At 42.6% G+C, this 17,617-nt stretch carries 14 protein-coding genes; 13 read left to right on the plus strand and 1 reads right to left on the minus strand.

Annotated features, from left to right (window positions below; all coding sequences use genetic code 11):
- Positions 1-34 precede the first annotated feature (34 nt).
- The 5 genes from msbA (at position 35) to kdsB (ending at position 4,495) form a co-directional block, all read left to right on the plus strand.
- The gene (gene msbA, locus H0913_RS06805) at positions 35-1,783 is read left to right on the plus strand and encodes a lipid A ABC transporter ATP-binding protein/permease MsbA (RefSeq protein WP_154639094.1); all 1,749 of its coding nucleotides are present in this window, start codon (positions 35-37) and stop codon (positions 1,781-1,783) included.
- On the plus strand, positions 1,776-2,750 hold the full coding sequence (lpxK, locus tag H0913_RS06810; protein WP_181478293.1) for a tetraacyldisaccharide 4'-kinase: 975 nt from the start codon (positions 1,776-1,778) through the stop codon (positions 2,748-2,750). Before msbA ends, lpxK begins: the two co-directional genes overlap by 8 nt.
- Before the next feature lie 456 nt (positions 2,751-3,206).
- Positions 3,207-3,422, plus strand: a complete 216-nt coding sequence (locus H0913_RS06815) for a cold-shock protein (protein ID WP_036951758.1) — start codon at positions 3,207-3,209, stop codon at positions 3,420-3,422.
- A gap of 142 nt (positions 3,423-3,564) precedes the next feature.
- A complete protein-coding gene (locus H0913_RS06820; protein ID WP_036951756.1) occupies positions 3,565-3,744 on the plus strand; it encodes a Trm112 family protein in 180 nt (59 codons plus the stop codon).
- 4 nt (positions 3,745-3,748) lie between these two features.
- Entirely contained in the window at positions 3,749-4,495 is a 747-nt protein-coding gene (kdsB, locus tag H0913_RS06825; protein WP_154639096.1) for a 3-deoxy-manno-octulosonate cytidylyltransferase, read from the plus strand.
- 79 nt (positions 4,496-4,574) lie between these two features.
- Here the strand turns inward: kdsB and elyC are convergent, their stop codons facing one another.
- On the minus strand, positions 4,575-5,381 hold the full coding sequence (gene elyC, locus H0913_RS06830) for an envelope biogenesis factor ElyC (protein WP_154604246.1): 807 nt from the start codon (positions 5,379-5,381) through the stop codon (positions 4,575-4,577).
- 183 nt (positions 5,382-5,564) lie between these two features.
- Here elyC and cmoM point away from each other — a divergent pair, with 183 nt between their 5' ends.
- The 8 genes from cmoM (at position 5,565) to H0913_RS06870 (ending at position 17,395) form a co-directional block, all read left to right on the plus strand.
- Positions 5,565-6,353, plus strand: a complete 789-nt coding sequence (gene cmoM / locus H0913_RS06835) for a tRNA uridine 5-oxyacetic acid(34) methyltransferase CmoM (RefSeq protein ID WP_108478905.1) — start codon at positions 5,565-5,567, stop codon at positions 6,351-6,353.
- Positions 6,350-7,675: a chromosome partition protein MukF gene (mukF, locus tag H0913_RS06840; RefSeq protein ID WP_132494492.1), complete on the plus strand. Its 1,326-nt coding sequence runs from the start codon at positions 6,350-6,352 to the stop codon at positions 7,673-7,675. The genes cmoM and mukF overlap by 4 nt, the downstream gene beginning before the upstream one ends.
- The gene (mukE, locus tag H0913_RS06845; RefSeq protein ID WP_154639097.1) at positions 7,656-8,384 is read left to right on the plus strand and encodes a chromosome partition protein MukE; all 729 of its coding nucleotides are present in this window, start codon (positions 7,656-7,658) and stop codon (positions 8,382-8,384) included. The genes mukF and mukE overlap by 20 nt, the downstream gene beginning before the upstream one ends.
- On the plus strand, positions 8,381-12,820 hold the full coding sequence (mukB, locus tag H0913_RS06850; protein WP_154639098.1) for a chromosome partition protein MukB: 4,440 nt from the start codon (positions 8,381-8,383) through the stop codon (positions 12,818-12,820). The genes mukE and mukB overlap by 4 nt, the downstream gene beginning before the upstream one ends.
- Positions 12,821-13,037: 217 nt before the next feature.
- Positions 13,038-13,751: an acid phosphatase AphA gene (gene aphA, locus H0913_RS06855; protein WP_154604241.1), complete on the plus strand. Its 714-nt coding sequence runs from the start codon at positions 13,038-13,040 to the stop codon at positions 13,749-13,751.
- A gap of 366 nt (positions 13,752-14,117) precedes the next feature.
- Entirely contained in the window at positions 14,118-15,845 is a 1,728-nt protein-coding gene (gene ldtD / locus H0913_RS06860; RefSeq protein ID WP_154639099.1) for a L,D-transpeptidase, read from the plus strand.
- 314 nt (positions 15,846-16,159) lie between these two features.
- Complete coding sequence (locus H0913_RS06865; protein ID WP_154604239.1) at positions 16,160-16,708, plus strand: YcbK family protein; 549 nt, start codon at positions 16,160-16,162, stop codon at positions 16,706-16,708.
- A 39-nt stretch (positions 16,709-16,747) separates the two neighbouring features.
- On the plus strand, positions 16,748-17,395 hold the full coding sequence (locus H0913_RS06870; protein ID WP_154639100.1) for an MBL fold metallo-hydrolase: 648 nt from the start codon (positions 16,748-16,750) through the stop codon (positions 17,393-17,395).
- The last annotated feature ends 222 nt before the right edge of the window (positions 17,396-17,617 follow it).

A 17,617-nucleotide genomic window follows, 5' to 3' on the forward strand; every position in this document is an offset into this window, starting at 1 on the left:
ATAGTGCGCTTACATTAAGTCTGGTAATAAAAGCATGAATGATCAAGACCTATCGACAAAGCAAACATTTAAGCGCCTATGGCCAACCATTGCGCCTTTTAAAATTGGGTTAGTTGTTGCAGCAATTGCTCTTATCATCAACGCCGCAGGTGATGCGTTTATGATTTCTTTACTGAAACCATTATTAGATGACGGTTTTGGTAAAGCGGATAACAACACACTGAAGTGGTTACCACTGGCAATTTTGGGCTTGATGGTCGTGCGTGGATCTTCAAGTTTCGTCTCTACATACTGCGTTTCTTGGGTGTCAGGAAAAGTAGTGATGAGTATGCGCCGCAAATTATTTGGTCATATGATGGGAATGCCGGTGAGCTATTTTGACCAGCAATCCACAGGGACTTTATTATCGCGTATTACCTATGATTCAGAGCAGGTCGCATCTTCGGCTTCCGGTGCTCTCATTACCATTATTCGCGAAGGAACTTATATCATCGCGTTATTTGGTATTATGTTTTATAACAGCTGGCAGTTGTCGCTGATTTTGATTGCCATTGCACCTGTCGTCTCTATCACTATCCGCGTGGTTTCTAAGCGTTTTCGTAAAATTAGCAAAAACATGCAAACGGGTATGGGCCATGTGACGACTAGCGCCGAGCAAATGCTTAAAGGGCATAAAGAAGTCCTTATTTTTGGTGGGCAGAAAGTCGAAACTGAACGTTTTGATAAAGTCAGCAATAATATGCGCCGTCAAAATATGAAGATGGTTAGCGCCTCCGCTATTTCTGACCCTATTGTTCAGATGATTGCCTCTTTTGCATTAGCATTTGTTTTGTACGCAGCAAGTTTCCCTGAAATTAAAGAGCAATTATCACCAGGTACGATTGGTGTCGTTTTCTCATCCATGTTTGCGTTAATGCGCCCACTTAAGTCTCTAACTAACGTGAATGCGCAATTCCAGCGCGGAATGGCAGCATGCCAAACGTTATTTGCGATTTTAGATACTGAAAAAGAGAAAGATGAAGGAACGAAAGTTCTGACTCAAGTGAAAGGTGATATTGAGTTCGACTCAGTGACGTTTACTTATCAAACCAAAGAGCATCCCGCACTAGAGGATGTTTCTTTTACGCTGCCTGCTGGTAAATCAGTTGCTTTAGTGGGGCGTTCAGGTTCCGGTAAATCCACCATCGCTAACTTAATAACCCGCTTCTATGATATCGATAAAGGCAGTATCCGTATTGATGGTCATGATATTCGTGATTACACCTTAGAATCTTTACGAAGCCAAGTCGCTCTCGTATCTCAGCATGTTTATTTATTCAATGATACTGTTGCGAATAATATTGCCTATGCGACAGACGGGCGTTATAGCCGAGCGGAAATTGAAAAAGCTGCAGAAATGGCATACGCCATGGACTTTATCCAAAAGCTGGATAAAGGCTTAGATACGATGATTGGTGAAAATGGCGTGATGCTTTCCGGTGGTCAACGCCAGCGTATTGCGATTGCTCGTGCATTATTGCGTGATGCGCCAATTTTGATTTTAGATGAAGCGACATCAGCATTAGATACGGAGTCAGAGCGTGCAATTCAAGCCGCGTTAGACGAATTGCAGAAGAATAGAACTTCGCTTGTGATAGCTCACCGTTTATCCACTATTGAAAATGCGGATCAAATCTTGGTTGTACAAGATGGGCATATCATTGAACGTGGTGACCACACAACGCTACTAGCCCAAAATGGGGCATACGCGCAATTACATAGGATCCAATTTAAGAATGATTGAGCGAATTTGGTCCGGTAAATCATGGCTCTATATTTTGTTGCTTCCGTTATCCTTTTTGTATGGATTGATAACGTTAGTACGTCATATCGGCTATAAAGCTGGACTTCTTCGCTCATGGAAAGCCCCTGTGCCTGTTGTGGTTGTAGGGAATTTAACCGCAGGGGGAAATGGAAAAACTCCTGTGGTTATTTGGCTAGTTGAATCGCTCATGAAACAAGGTGTTCGTGTGGGTGTTGTATCTCGTGGATATGGCGGGCAGTCTGACCATTATCCGCTAGTGTTAGACCAGACGACAACCACGACAGTTGCAGGCGATGAGCCAGTTTTGATTTATCATCGTACTCATGCACCTGTTGCCGTGGCACCAAAACGTAGTGATGCAATTAAAGCATTACTCGATAATTTTCAATTAGATATTATTGTTACAGACGATGGTTTACAGCATTACGCATTGCAACGTGACTATGAAATTGTCGTCATTGATGGGCAGCGTCGTTTTGGTAATGGCTGGTGGTTACCTGCGGGGCCAATGCGTGAACGTGCAGGGCGATTAAAAACAGTCAATGCCTTGATTGTAAATGGTGGTGTTCCTAACGCAAATGAAACACTGATGTCCCTAGAAGGGGATATTGCAGTGAACCTCATTTCAGGTGAAAAATGCTCGGTCACTGAGCTTAACAATGTGATTGCGATGGCGGGAATTGGTCATCCACCTCGTTTTTTCTCTTCTTTAGAAAGCAAAGGATTAACGCTTGTTAATACCCATGCGTTTTCCGATCATCAAGCTTATAGCCAGCAGCAACTCGTTTCTTTAGCAGAAAAAAATCAAAATTTACTGATGACTGAAAAGGATGCTGTCAAATGTCATTCCTTCGCACAGACCAATTGGTGGTATCTTCCTGTGGAAGCGCAGTTTGATAAAATAGGCGAAAAACGAATCTTAAGTGAAATAAAATCACTTATCTGAAATAAAACTGCTTGCTTTTAGGATTAATTTCAGATAATAATACCTGCAATGTGATGCAGATCTACTTATTATGTACCAAGTTGCAATACATTAATAAGTGGATTATTTGCTAGCTTTAATTTTACGACCCGTTCTTGAGTTAGTCACTTATCCTCGCAATACACTACTTACTCTACTATTTCGTGTTGTCATCATAATGTCAAAATAGACTGTTAAGTTCACGGTAAATGTGTGGTGCCTGAAACCTACACTTGGGTCGTTATAAGATATGCATAAACATTTGATGCATAAATTGGTTAAGTTAATTACTCTTAATTATGTTAATAGATTGGCTTGAATAGATAGGTCAGAATGAACTGATCGAAATAAATAGTTCAGCAAAATAAATGGAATAACGTGTAGAGAGTAATGATACAAATATAAAAAATTGTTCTCGGAACAAGAAGGAGTTTCAATATGAATTTTCAATTACATATGGGCCAAGTTAAATGGTTTGACGCAAAAGAAGGTTACGGTTTTATTTCACCTCGTAATGGTGGCGATGATATCTTCGTAACAACCAAATCAATTGCGAATAAAAAAATCAAATCTTTATCTGAAGGTCAAAACGTCGAGTTCTCTGTTACTCGTAATTCAGATGGCATAACGGCAAGAGACGTTATCGCTTACTAATTGAATTCTTAACAGAAATATTTCTCCTGCACTATCCTCTCATTCTTCGCAGGAGATCTTAATAAGCAAGAATAGAGTTAACGGTGATACCTGCATGTGATATCCTGACGCCAAGTGAGTTTAAATCCATTTGGGAGAAAACATGGATCACCGTTTACTTGAAATTGTTGCTTGCCCATCCTGTCACGGCAAACTAAGTTACAACAAAGAAAACCTCGAATTAATCTGCAAGTTTGATCATCTCGCCTTTCCTGTTCGCGATGGCATCCCCGTTTTACTTGAGAACGAAGCGCGTAAAGTTGCTTTAGACGAAGGACTGTAATCCTATGTTTACCGTCATTATTCCTGCGCGTTACGCTTCAACACGATTACCGGGTAAGCCTTTAGCAGATATTCACGGTAAACCGATGGTTGTTCGAGTCATGGAGCAAGCGATTAAATCAGGTGCTAGCCGAGTCATTATTGCAACTGACCATCCAGATGTCGCTGCCGCGGTCATTGCAGCGGGAGGGGAAGCTTGTATGACTAACCCCGATCATCAATCTGGTACGGAACGTTTGGCTGAAGTGATTGACACTTACGGCTTTTCCGATGATGAAATTATTGTCAATGTGCAAGGCGATGAACCGCTGATCCCACCTGAAATTATTCGCCAAGTCGCTCATAATTTGCAAGGTAGTCAGGCAAATATGGGAACACTCGCCGTCCCCATTCATAGTGCACAAGAAGCCTTTAATCCGAATGCAGTGAAGGTGGTAATGGACAAAGACGGTTATGCGCTCTATTTTTCTCGAGCGACAATTCCGTGGGATAGAGACCAATTTGCAAAGAGCAAAGAGACTATTGGTGATACTTTCTTGCGTCACATTGGTATCTACGCTTATCGCGCGGGTTTTATTCGCCGTTATATCGCTTGGGATGCAAGCCCATTAGAGAAAATCGAGATGCTAGAGCAGCTTCGCGTGCTTTGGTATGGTGAGAAAATTCATGTGGCGGTTGCTGAAAAAGCACCGGGTGCAGGGGTGGATACACCAGAAGATCTTGAATTGGTAAGACAAGAATTTCAGCCATAATTTCCGGTGTGAACAATGGTTTGATAAAACAATGGTCTGATAAAACAAGGGGAAACTGAATAAGTTTCCCCTTTGTATTTTATTCCGCCTGATTATCTTCAATTGTCTGGGTATTATCGGGCTTTAAGTGCCACCAAATTGAGCCAATGAGCTCATACCATGCTCGTTCGCTGTGGCTAAAATAGAAAGCGGAAGGAATATAGCGCTCCCAAGGATTCAAATCGCTGGTGATCACCAATTGATTAGCCGGAGCTGGATAAGGCTGCATCCCACGACTGGTAAACATTTTCAACGCGCGGGGTAAATGGTTCGCTGAAGTCACTAACAAGAACGGCTGCTTACCAATAATTTTTTCCACTTCATAGGCTTCTTCTTGCGTATCTTTCGGTTCGGTTAGCGGGATTGTATCTGTCGCTGGAACACCTAAAGATTGAGCAACCATAGATGCAACTTCAGCGCTACTGATTGGGCTACTGGCTTTACCGCCAGTAAAAATCAATTTGCTACCTGGATGTTGCAGATAAAGACGTACCCCTTCAGTGACTCGAGGCAAGCTGTTACTGAGCAAATTCGAGCTAGGACTCCAATCAGGGTTATAGGTAAATCCACCTCCTAAAACCACAATATACTTTATCTCTTTAGGTGGATTGGTGGTGATAAGCTCATAACGCTTATCATACGGGCCTTCAACGGGCGCGAGTAACCGATCTGAAATAGGTTGTAGCCCTAATAACGCGATGATAACAAGGCTTAATGTTACTAAGGATTTTCCACTTTTTTGCCAACGGGTAAACCACAATAAAATCAGTCCAATTCCCCCAATGATCAATAATAAGGGTAGCGGCATTAACAGTGAGCCAAGGTATTTTTTTAGCAGAAATAACATAGAAAACCTGTCATGAAGATAATGTAAGCGACTAGGGTCAAATGTAGCTGCATCAGCAATAAAATGCTATGCAAAATAAATCGGATACAAAATAAAGTACTATGCAAAAACAGCTAGATTATCTGTTATAATTCTTGGTTTTGATATGCTGTAAATAACTCATGATAGGTAACTGGAACGCAGATGGCAGACCGCAACTTTGATGATATTGTCGATAAATTTGCAAAAAATATTTATGGAACGACAAAAGGAAAAATTCGCGAAGCGGTAGTTTGGCAAGATCTTACCCAGTTACTGGAAACGCATTTTCAAGGCCAAACATTACGTATATTAGATGCGGGCGGCGGAGAAGGGCATTTTTCTCGTCAATTAGCCGCAATGGGTCATCAGGTTATTCTTTGCGATTTATCCGAAGAAATGTTAGAACGGGCATCGGTACTTGCTGATGAACAAGGAATTAGCGAGAATATCAGCTTTGTTCACTGCGCCGTTCAAGATATTGCTCAACACCTTGATGAACCAGTTGATTTTGTCTTGTTTCATGCGGTACTTGAATGGATTAGCGACCAAAAATATGCATTAGAGCAACTGGCAGAGATTATCAGACCGGAAGGCATATTTTCTGTCATGTTCTATAATGCAAATGGCTTGGTGATGCGTAATGCAATTTTAGGTAATTTTCATCTCGCAACTCCTCATATCCAGCGTCGTCGCAAACGTTCATTATCGCCACAGAACCCGCTTTTCCCTCAACAGGTTGATGAGTGGCTTATTGGTTGTGGTATGGATATTTTAGGCAAAAGTGGCGTCAGAGTGTTCCATGATTATTTGCAAAGTAGACAATTACAACAAAAAGACTTTCCAGCGTTATTGGCGCTTGAACAACAATATTGTCGTGAAGAACCCTATATCAGTATGGGGCGATATATTCATGTCATGGCACGCAAACAAACCCAAAAGGACGATTTATGAGTGATTTTTCCCAGACCGTCCCTGAACTCGTGTCTTGGGCACGAAAAAATGATTTTGCGATTTCCCTACCCGCAGAGCGCCTAGCATTTTTGCTGGCCGTCGCAGTACTTAACAGTGAGCGGGTTAACGGTGAAATGAGTGAAGGGGAGCTGGTGGATGCGTTTCGAGAAGTGTGCAAAGGCTTCGAACAAACCACCGAATCACTGGCAGTCAGAGCGAACAACGCCATCAATGACATGGTTCGCCAAAAAATATTTAACCGCTTTGCCAGCGACATTGTCGAAGGAAATGCGATTTATCGTCTAACGCCACTCGGCATTGGCATTAGTGATTACTATATTCGTCAACGCGAATTTTCGACATTAAGATTGTCGATGCAGTTATCGATTGTGGCGGGAGAGCTACAACGTGCAGCGGAATCAGCCGAAGAAGGTGGTGATGAATTTTATTGGCACCGTCATGTTTTTGCGCCATTAAAATATTCAGTCGCTGAAATTTTTGACAGTATTGACCTGTCACAGCGAATTATGGATGAGCAACAAAACAGCGTTAAAGATGATATTGCTGCACTGTTAAACCAAGACTGGCAGGCGGCAATTGCTAACTGTGAGCAGCTACTTTCTGAAACGTCCGGCACATTAAGAGAATTGCAAGATACTTTAGAAGCGGCTGGCGATAAGCTACAGGCAAACTTACTACGTATTCAAGAAGCTAACATGAATGCGCCGCAGTTCTCGGAAATGGTCGACCGACTAATCTTTGATTTGCAAAACAAGCTAGACCGTATTGTGAGCTGGGGGCAGCAGTCCATTGATTTATGGATTGGTTACGACCGACATGTTCACAAATTTATCCGTACAGCAATTGATATGGATAAAAACCGTATATTTTCTCAACGTTTACGTCAATCTGTACAGCAGTACCTCGATAGCCCTTGGGCACTCACCTATGCCAATGCGGATAGGCTTTTTGATATGCGTGATGAGGAGCTGGCACTTCATGATCAAGAGGTGATGGGGGAACTTCCACCTGATCTAGAATTTGAAGAGTTCAGTGAACTTAATGACCAATTAGCGGCGTTAATCGAAGCGCAACTTGCGTTCTATAAAACGGATAACAAACCGCTGGATGTCGGTCACGTATTACAGAGTTATCTGACGCAATACCCGCAGAAACGCCATTTTGACGTTGCGCGTATTATTATCGATCAGGCTGTAAAACTAGGTATCGCAGAGGCTGATCTGGCGGGATTACCGGCAGAATGGCGCGCTATTAATGATCACGGAGCCAAGGTACAGGCACATGTCATCGACAAATATTGAACAATTTATGCCAGTTAAACTGGTTCAAGCACTAGCTAACCCCATTTTTCCTGAGCTCGACAGCCAACTGCGTGCAGGTCGCCATATCAGTATTGATGACCTTGATAATCATGCATTTTTAATGGATTTTCAGGAACCGTTAGAGCAATTTTATGCTCGCTATAATGTTGAGTTGATCCGGGCACCAGAAGGCTTCTTCTATTTGCGTCCCCGTTCTAGCACCTTAATTCCTCGTTCTGTTTTGTCTGAATTGGACATGATGGTGGGTAAAATTCTGTGCTACCTCTATTTGAGTCCTGAGCGTCTAACCAACCAAGGGGTCTTTACCTCTCAAGAGCTGTTTGAAGAATTATTGTCGCTGGCCGACGAAAGCAAATTACTGAAATTTGTTAACCAACGCTCCACAGGTTCAGACCTCGATAAACAAAAATTACAGGAAAAACTAAGAACCTCCTTAAACCGTTTACGTCGTTTAGGTATGGTCTATTTCCTGCAAAATGACTCCAGCAAATTTATTATTAATGAGTCTGTATTCCGCTTTGGTGCGGATGTGCGTAGTGGTGATAATCCACAAGAAGCACAATTACGCATGATCCGTGATGGTGAAGCGGTCTCTCTTGAAGGGGAATTATCGCTAAGAGACAGCGATGAAGACGAAACGGATGAGAGTCAAGATCTGGCTGACAGTGAAGAGGATGAACAAGAATGATTGAACGCGGAAAATTTCGCTCACTGACGCTGGTGAACTGGAACGGCTTTTTTGCTCGTACTTTTGACCTTGATGAATTAGTCACCACCCTGTCTGGGGGTAATGGTGCGGGTAAATCCACCACCATGGCGGCCTTTATTACCGCCATGATCCCTGACTTAACATTACTGCATTTCCGTAATACCACAGAAGCTGGGGCCACTTCAGGCTCCCGTGATAAAGGTCTACACGGAAAATTGCGTCCCGGTGTCTGTTATGCCGTGCTGGATGTCTTAAACTCTAAACATCAACGCGTTATGGTCGGTGTTCGCTTACAGCAAGTAGCGGGACGCGATAAAAAAGTCGATATCAAACCGTTTATGATCCAAGGCGTGCCATTAGCAACAGTACCAACGGAAGTATTAACGGAAGTGTTTGAAGGGCGCCAAGCTAAGGTTATTCCGTTGAATGACCTGAAAGAGCGCGTAGAAAAACAGGAAGGCATCCAATTTAAGCAATTTAACTCGATCACTGATTACCATTCAGTATTATTCGAATTGGGTGTGCTGCCAAAACGTTTACGTTCAGCAGGGGATCGTAGTAAATATTACCGTTTGATTGAAGCTTCCTTATATGGTGGTATTTCCAGTGCGATCACCCGCTCACTGCGTGACTATTTATTACCAGAAAACAGCGGCGTACGTAAAGCATTCCAAGATATGGAAGCGGCATTACGTGAAAACCGTTTAACACTGGAAGCCATCCGCGTTACACAATCTGACCGTGATTTATTCAAACATTTGATCAGCGAAGCCACAGATTATGTATCTGCGGACTATATGCGCCACTCAAATGAACGCCGAATTCACTTAGATGCAGCATTAGCCGCCCGTAACGAACTGTACAGTAATCGCAAACAACTGCGCGTTGAACAAGTTCGTAGTGTGGAAATGGCGCGTGAATTAAATGAACAAAACGAAGCGTCGACAGAAATCGAAGCGGACTACCAAGCGGCAAGTGACCATTTAAATCTGGTGCAAGCTGCATTACGTCATCAAGAAAAAATTGACCGCTACCAAGCCGATATTGAAGAGCTCACTTATCGCCTTGAAGAACAGAGCGAAGTCGTCGCGGAAGCCACAGAAAAACACGAAGAGCTTGATGCTCGTGCGCAAGCCGCTGAATTTGAGGTGGATGAGCTGAAAAACCAGCTGGCAGATTACCAGCAAGCGCTTGATGTACAGCAAACTCGTGCGATTCAATATCAACAAGCACTTCATGCCTTAAACCGTGCTCGCGAGCTCTGCCAACTGCCTGATCTTACCATTGAAAATGTCGATGAATGGCTGGAGACCTTTGAGGCCAAAGAGCAGCAAGCTACTGAAGCCTTACTCGCATTAGAGCAAAAAATGAGCGTGGCGGATGCAGCTCATAGCCAGTTTGAGCAAGCGTATCAGCTAGTTAAAACTATGTTAGGCGACGTAAGCCGTGGGGATGCGTATACACAAGCGCGTTCGTTACTGCGTGACTGGTCATCGCAACAACATTTAGCTGAGCGTGTTCAGCCACTGCGTATGCAATTATCTGAATTGCAACAGCGTTTAGATAGCCAGCGTAATGCCGAAAAATTACTGAGCGAATTCTGTAAACGTTATGGTCAAAGTGTTGAGCCCGATGAGCTTGACGCCTTGATGGCCGAGTTAGAAATTCTGCAAGAAGAGTTAAGTACTGGCGTTAATGAAAGCGGCGAAAAACGCATGCAAATGCGCCAAGAGTTGGAACAAATTCGTCTGCGTATCAGCCAGCTTTCCGCGAAAGCGCCTGCGTGGATTATGGCACAAGAAGCACTAACTCAGCTTAACGAACAATCGGGTGAAACTTTCGAAAATAGCACTGAAGTGACTGAGTTTATGCAGCAACTTCTGGAGCAAGAAAGGGAAATTACGGTTGAGCGTGATGAAGTTGCAGCGCAGCGCCGTGATCTTGATAAGCAAATCGAACGTTTAAGTCAACCAAGTGGTGCCGAAGATGGGCGCATGCTGGCACTGGCGGAGCGTTTTAATGGCGTGCTGTTATCTGAAATCTACGACGATATTACTATTGAAGATGCGGCGTATTTCTCGGCGCTTTATGGCCCAGCCCGTCACGGTATCGTGGTACAAGACTTGGCCGTGGTTCGCGAGCAGCTAGAAAATTTACAAGATTGCCCTGATGATGTGTATTTTATCGAGGGGGATCCATCCTCATTTGATGACAGTGTTTTTGATGCTCAAGAGTTTGAAAATGCAGTATTAGTCCGTTCATCAGAGCGTCAGTGGCGTTATTCTCGCTACCCAGAATTACCGTTATTTGGTCGAGCTGCCCGTGAAAGCCATTTAGAGTCACTGAGTGCTGAGCGTGATGAATTGGCGGAGCGTTATGCGACCTTGTCATTTGACGTGCAAAAAATTCAGCGTGCTCATCAAGCATTTAGCCGATTTATTGGTCAGCATATTTCAGTGGCATTTGAAGCGGATCCTGAAGCTGAAATTCGTACATTAAATCAAAAACGTACTGAATTAGAGCGTGGACTGAACCAATTTGAAGAGCAGACCCAGCAACAGCGCCAACAGTTCGCTCAAGGCAAAGAAAACTTACTGGCATTAAACCGTTTATTGCCGCAAGTGAATTTGTTGATGGATGAAACGCTGGTGGATCGCGTTGAAGAGATCCGCGAAGAACTTTCAGAAGCTGAAGAAGCGGCACATTTCATCAATAAACACGGTAATAATCTGGCGAAGTTAGAGCCGATTGTGACGGTATTACTCAGTGATCCTGAGCAACATGATCAGCTGCGTAAAGAATATGAATTGGCGAAACATACCCAGCAAAATGCGAAGCAACAAGCATTTGCCTTGGTGGAAGTGGCTCAACGTCGCGCGCACTTTAGCTACAGTGATTCGACGGGGATGGTCAATGAAAATGCGGACTTGAATGAAAAACTGCGCCAGCGTTTAGAACATGCAGAAGCAGATAGAACTCGTGCCCGTGAGCTATTACGTCAGCAACAAGCGCAAAGTACTCAATATCATCAAGTTCTGGCATCGCTGCGCAGTTCATTCGACACCAAGCAAGAGATGTTGAAAGAACTTGAAGAAGAAATGCAGGAAATGGGTGTGAAAGCGGATCCTGATGCGCAAGAGCGTGCCAGCATTCGTCGTGATGAATTACATCAATCTGTTATGGCAAACCGTAGCCGCATTAACCAGTTAGAAAAACAACTGACGTTATGTGAAGCGGAAATGGATAACTTGCAAAAACGCCTGCGTAAGCTGGAAAAAGATTATTACCAAATCCGTGAGCAAGTTGTGATGGCGAAAGCGGGTTGGTGTGCGGTGATGCGCTTGGTAAAAGATAATGGCGTTGAGCGTCGTCTGCATCGTCGCGAATTGGCTTATACCGATGGTGATAGTCTACGTTCGATGTCGGATAAGGCGTTAGGAGCGCTGCGTTTAGCGGTGGCAGATAACGAACATCTTCGTGATGTACTGCGTATGTCCGAAGATCCTAAACATCCTGAACGTAAAATTCAGTTCTTTATCGCAGTTTACCAACATCTGCGTGAGCGTATTCGCCAAGATATTATTCGTACCGATGACCCAATCGATGCGATTGAGCAGATGGAAATTGAGTTAGCGCGTCTGACTGAAGAGTTAACTGCCCGTGAGCAAAAACTGGCAATTAGCTCGAAGAGTGTGGCGAATATCATTCGTAAAACTATCCAGCGTGAGCAAAACCGTATTCGTATGCTGAACCAAGGCTTACAGGCGGTGGCATTTGGTCAGGTTAAAGGGGTTAGACTGAATGTGAATATTCGCGAAAGCCACGCCTTATTGTTGAGCGTGTTATCAGAAGAGAGCGAATTACACCAAGACTTGTTTACTAGCCAACGTTTAACCTTCTCTGAAGCGATGGCGAAACTGTATCAACGCCTGAACCCACAGATGGATATGGGGCAGCGCTTGCCGCAAACCATTGGTGAAGAACTGTTGGATTACCGTAACTACTTAGAGTTAGAGGTTGAAGTTAACCGTGGCTCTGATGGTTGGTTAAAAGCGGAAAGCGGTGCGTTGTCAACAGGTGAAGCGATTGGTACGGGGATGTCTATCTTAGTGATGGTTGTTCAGAGCTGGGAAGAAGAAGCCCGCCGACTGCGTGCGAAAGATATCATTCCATGTCGCTTACTGTTCTTGGATGAAGCGGCGCGTTTGGATGCGAAGTCTATCGCCACGTTATTTGAGTTATGTGACAGACTGGAAATGCAGCTTATTATCGCTGCGCCGGAAAACATTAGCCCAGAGAAAGGAACCACCTATAAACTGGTGCGTAAAGTGACCGGCAATACGGAACACGTTCATGTTGTTGGGTTAAAAGGTTTTGGTCAGGATAATCCGGCTCCACAAGCCCTGCCTCAATAATTGATTTTCTAGATAATAAAACCGACATGGGGAACTGTGTCGGTTTTTTATTATTTTTGTGTTTTTAACTTCTTTGTTTTAATTATCTTCATTTCCCTTTAAATCATTAATAGATGACTGCAATGAGATTTGAATCTCATTTTTATGTAATGAAAACTTTTATCATTGCAGCCCGTGAGGAGTTAATCACGAAATAAAACTATTATAAGGATCGAACATGAAGAAAATCACACTAACGTTAAGTGCAATTGCATTAGCGCTGAGCTTTACGGCAACATCTCAAGCCAAAATTCCAATGCCAGAAACAGTCAGTACTGGAGTCACTGTTGCGGAATTAGCGGCACAACAACCAGTTCATTGGGTCTCTGTTGAACAAATTAAACAGAGTTTAGAAGGCAAAGCGCCAATGGCGGTCGGCTTTGATATCGATGATACCGTTTTATTCTCAAGCCCTGGTTTCTACCGTGGAAAACTTGAATTCTCCCCAAATGATTTTAGTTATCTGAAAAACCCTCAATTCTGGGAAAAAATGAATAATGAGTGGGACAAATTCAGTATGCCAAAACAAGTGGGCATCGATTTAGTTAAAATGCACTTAGAGCGTGGTGATAAAGTTTACTTTATTACAGGCCGTACACAGACTAAAACTGAAACTGTGACTCAATATGTGCAAGAAGGCTTAAGAATTCCTGCAGATAAAATGAATCCAGTCATTTTTGCTGGTGATGAACCCGGCAAAAATAATAAAGTAAGCTGGATGCGTGACCATAAATTAACTATCTATTATGGTGATGCAGATGCGGATATTGCTGCGGCTCATGAGTTGGATATTCGTGGGATTCGTATTCTCCGTGCATCAAATTCCTCTTACCAACCGTTGCCAAAAGCGGGTCGCTTTGGTGAGGAAGTGGTTATCAACTCAGAATATTAATATTCGATAACAAGTTAGTTAAAGGCGATTATTCGCCTTTAACTAACAAAATAGTGTTTATTTCTTGATGACGCATTTCAGCGATTTAATATAACTTATATTAAATTAACTCTATTGAAAGAATAAAAACGTCAATATTTGATATGTTATATCGTTTAGCTTTGGTGAAAAACGCAAACAATTCTATTTCTCATACTGTCTTATAAATAGCACTTATTTCGGATCACCTACCTCAATAACTTTTTTCATCAATAAAGACAAAATTAGTCAATTCCTATAACATTCTTCTCAGAGTTAAATATAATCAAATAGTGTCACTATAATAAAAAAATAATGTTATCCATGTAGTAACTTTAAGGTGGATGTATGGCAAAGAGAAGAGTGAAAGCTCTGCAGATCTCAGTATTATGTGGGCTGATGGCGATGCAATTCCCGGCATTTTCCGCAGCAGAAAATACGCAGCAAAGCAGTATGGAAATTCAACAACCTCAATCAGTTGTCGCTGAAGAAGTGAGTAAAGTTACGACAAAAGAGAGCTTGGAAAAGCTTAACGCTTCTTTACCATCAGAAACTAAACTGGTGTTTGCGGAGCAGTTGGCGAAAATTTATGCCGACAGGCAAATGCAATTGTTATGGCAAGATGAAACAGCAATTAGCCAGTTTCAACAGCAATTAGCTGAGCTTGCTTTAGCAGGTTTCCAACCTCAATTTAGCGAATGGTTAGTTTCATTGGAAAATAGCCAGCTGAGCGAAATGGGGCGAGATGCTATTTTATCCGACGCTATGTTGGGTTATTTACAATATCTGTCTTCCGTTGAGTCGACGGGGCAATATTGGCTATACACCAGCCGCCCTTACAAAATTATCGCACCGACCGCGGCACAAATGAAACCATGGTTAGAGGCTGAATCTGAACATCGTTTGGGTGAGTGGGTGAAGGCTCAAGCACCGAAACACGCGATGTATCAACCGATGCGCAAAGAGATGCTAAAACAGCTCGCGTTACCAGAAGATACGTTAGAAATTACGGGTACGAAAGCATTAAAACCGGGTCAAGCCAGCGATGATGTCATTACGCTCCGTGAGATTTTAGTGCGTGATGGATTGTTGGAAGCTGCTGCGGTCGGTGAGGCCGTTGATGCATCAGCTCCGCCTGAAGAAATCAATAAAGTCACCGCTAATGCCCGTGTGTATAGCGATGACTTAGTGGACGCAGTGAAAAAATTTCAGCTTCAATATGGTTTAGAAGCCGATGGTGTGATTGGTAAAGGTACGCGCGTTTGGCTCAATATGCAGCCAAAGCAAAAAGCAGGGCTGATGGCACTGAATATTCAGCGTTTACGGATTGTTCCTGAAAGTAGCGGTACAGGAATCTTGGTGAATATCCCTGCGTACACATTGGATTTTTATCTTAATAACGACATCATTTTGGATTCGAAAGTGATTGTTGGGCGTGCAGATCGTAAAACACCAATTATGAGCAGTGCATTGAATAATGTGGTGATTAACCCACCTTGGAGTGTGCCAACCAGTTTGGCGCGCAAGGATATTGCACCGAAAGGTAAAATGGATCCCAGCTACTTTAGCCGTAAAGGCTATACGGTTTATTCTGGCTGGGGGCAAGATGCCTATGAGATTGACCCTTATTCAATCGACTGGGAAAATATTACACCTGCAAATTTCCCTTATCGCATTCGCCAAGCGCCAGGCTCAAGTAACTCTTTAGGGCGTTATAAGTTTAATATGCCGAGTTCAGACGCGATTTATCTCCATGACACACCAAACCATAGCCTGTTTAATAAAAATGCGCGGGCCATTAGTTCTGGTTGTGTTCGTGTGAATAAAGCGAGCGAGTTAGCAACGATTTTATTAGGTGATGCAGGTTGGGCACAGACTCGTATTGATGGGGCATTAAAAGAAGGTTCAACGCGTTATGTGAATATTCCTGACCGTATTCCTGTATATCTATACTATCAAACCGCGTGGGTTGATAAAGATCAGCAACCGCAATATCGGGCGGATATTTATCAATATGATGGCAGTATTGATAACGCTGAAAAATATCTCCCTGCAATCAAAGCGATTTTAAAATAGTGATTATTAATCGAGGGGCTTAGGCTCCTCGATGCTATTTTCTGCATTAATTCCCAAATCTTCCTAATAATTCCGTTTTAGTTCATTTGTACATCGAATGCATTGTGCTTATATATAATCATCGGCAATGAGTTGGGGCCGTCTTAAGTCGGTGCGTATAAGTGATTTCACTCACCTTTTTGCATAAAAGTGATGAATTTTCCTTAATTTACGCAATTCTTTACATAATTATACATTAAAGCTAAATATCCTTTGCTAGACTGATGAAGTTGAAATGTATATTTACTGAATAATTAATACCTGAGTTATCACCTATGGATATGATTGATCAAAACCGCAGAAAGTGGTTGGGAATTGGTGCAGCCGCAATCGGTCTGGGACTATTACCTAATCATGTATTCGCTGCAATGAGTACGCCACGCCCAAGAATTTTACGTTTTCAGAATTTAAATACGGGTGAATTTTTAAAGACCGAATTTTTCGATGGTCGCCGTTATAATAAATCTGAATTAGCTCGCTTAAATCACCTTTTCCGTGATTATCGCTGCGATAAAGTGAAAACCATTGATCCTAAATTATTTGACCAAATTTATTTGCTGCAGATGATGATGGGAACCAATAAACCTGTTCAGCTGATTTCGGGTTACCGTTCATTAGAAACCAATAATGAATTACGTCGTAAAAGTTCCGGTGTAGCGAAACAGAGCTATCATACCCGTGGGCAAGCGATGGATTTCCATATTGAAGGTTTGCAGCTAAGTAACGTCCGTAAAGCGGCATTAAAAATGAGTGCTGGCGGTGTGGGCTATTATCCGAAAAGCAATTTCATTCATATCGATACAGGTCCAGTGAGAACATGGTAATCTGTGCATAGGTGACACAGATTATGGAGTGATTGTTCGATGAAATATACTATTATCCCAGTAACCCCGTTTATGCAAAACTGCCAGGTTATCTGGGATGAAACCTCAATGAATGCAGTGATTGTTGATCCCGGTGGTGAGGCTGAAAAGCTGATTACCGCTATTGAAAGCCGCGGATTAACATTAACGAAAATCCTGCTTACCCACGGTCATTCTGACCATATTGGCGCCTCAGCCCCCCTTGCAAAACATTTCGGTGTACCGATTTATGGTCCGCAGAAAGAAGATGCTTTCTGGATTGAAAATCTCGCTGAGCAAAATGCGATGTTTTATATCGGTGATTGCCCTGATTTCACACCAGATCATTGGTTAGAAGAGGGGGATAGCATCACGTGTGGAAATATTCAATTTGATGTGCTGCATTGCCCTGGCCATACACCCGGTCACATTGTTTTTGTGAACCATGCTGACAAACTCATCTCTATGGGCGATGTGTTATTTAAAGGTGGTGTCGGGCGCAGTGATTTCCCTCGAGGCAACCATCAAGATCTTATCTCATCGATTAAAAACAAGTTGCTGCCTCTCGGTGACGATTACCACTTTATTCCGGGACACGGTCCGATGTCCACACTAGGCCATGAACGGATTTCTAACCCTTTCTTACAGGATGAATTACCAGTTTGGTGATTATTCCATAGAGGCTTATATTATTTTTTAATAAGGAAACCCCGATAAGGGGTTTTTTTATGTCTATAAAATAGCGTTAATATAAATTGATATTAAAGTCTGTCTTAATTCTATTTATTTCATCTGGTTAATTCTGATGTATTTGATATTTTTAATATGATTTCAATTTTAATAGAAATCATATTATTTAGTAGATAGTTTTTTTATTTCAATAAGGTTAAT

Source organism: Providencia rettgeri, from assembly GCF_013702265.1.
Classification (GTDB): Bacteria; Pseudomonadota; Gammaproteobacteria; order Enterobacterales; family Enterobacteriaceae; genus Providencia; species Providencia zhijiangensis.

What these genes read in the sequence shown, in the direction of transcription:
- mukF (WP_132494492.1), top strand. Translation starts at nt 6,350, where the DNA reads ATGAGTGATTTTTCCCAGACCGTCCCTGAACTCGTGTCTTGGGCACGA.
- mukB (WP_154639098.1), top strand. Translation starts at nt 8,381, where the DNA reads ATGATTGAACGCGGAAAATTTCGCTCACTGACGCTGGTGAACTGGAAC.
- lpxK (WP_181478293.1), top strand. Translation starts at nt 1,776, where the DNA reads ATGATTGAGCGAATTTGGTCCGGTAAATCATGGCTCTATATTTTGTTG.
- H0913_RS06865 (WP_154604239.1), top strand. Translation starts at nt 16,160, where the DNA reads ATGGATATGATTGATCAAAACCGCAGAAAGTGGTTGGGAATTGGTGCA.
- mukE (WP_154639097.1), top strand. Translation starts at nt 7,656, where the DNA reads ATGTCATCGACAAATATTGAACAATTTATGCCAGTTAAACTGGTTCAA.
- H0913_RS06815 (WP_036951758.1), top strand. Translation starts at nt 3,207, where the DNA reads ATGAATTTTCAATTACATATGGGCCAAGTTAAATGGTTTGACGCAAAA.
- ldtD (WP_154639099.1), top strand. Translation starts at nt 14,118, where the DNA reads ATGGCAAAGAGAAGAGTGAAAGCTCTGCAGATCTCAGTATTATGTGGG.
- H0913_RS06820 (WP_036951756.1), top strand. Translation starts at nt 3,565, where the DNA reads ATGGATCACCGTTTACTTGAAATTGTTGCTTGCCCATCCTGTCACGGC.
- msbA (WP_154639094.1), top strand. Translation starts at nt 35, where the DNA reads ATGAATGATCAAGACCTATCGACAAAGCAAACATTTAAGCGCCTATGG.
- cmoM (WP_108478905.1), top strand. Translation starts at nt 5,565, where the DNA reads ATGGCAGACCGCAACTTTGATGATATTGTCGATAAATTTGCAAAAAAT.
- H0913_RS06870 (WP_154639100.1), top strand. Translation starts at nt 16,748, where the DNA reads ATGAAATATACTATTATCCCAGTAACCCCGTTTATGCAAAACTGCCAG.
- aphA (WP_154604241.1), top strand. Translation starts at nt 13,038, where the DNA reads ATGAAGAAAATCACACTAACGTTAAGTGCAATTGCATTAGCGCTGAGC.
- elyC (WP_154604246.1), bottom strand. Translation starts at nt 5,381, where the DNA reads ATGTTATTTCTGCTAAAAAAATACCTTGGCTCACTGTTAATGCCGCTA.
- kdsB (WP_154639096.1), top strand. Translation starts at nt 3,749, where the DNA reads ATGTTTACCGTCATTATTCCTGCGCGTTACGCTTCAACACGATTACCG.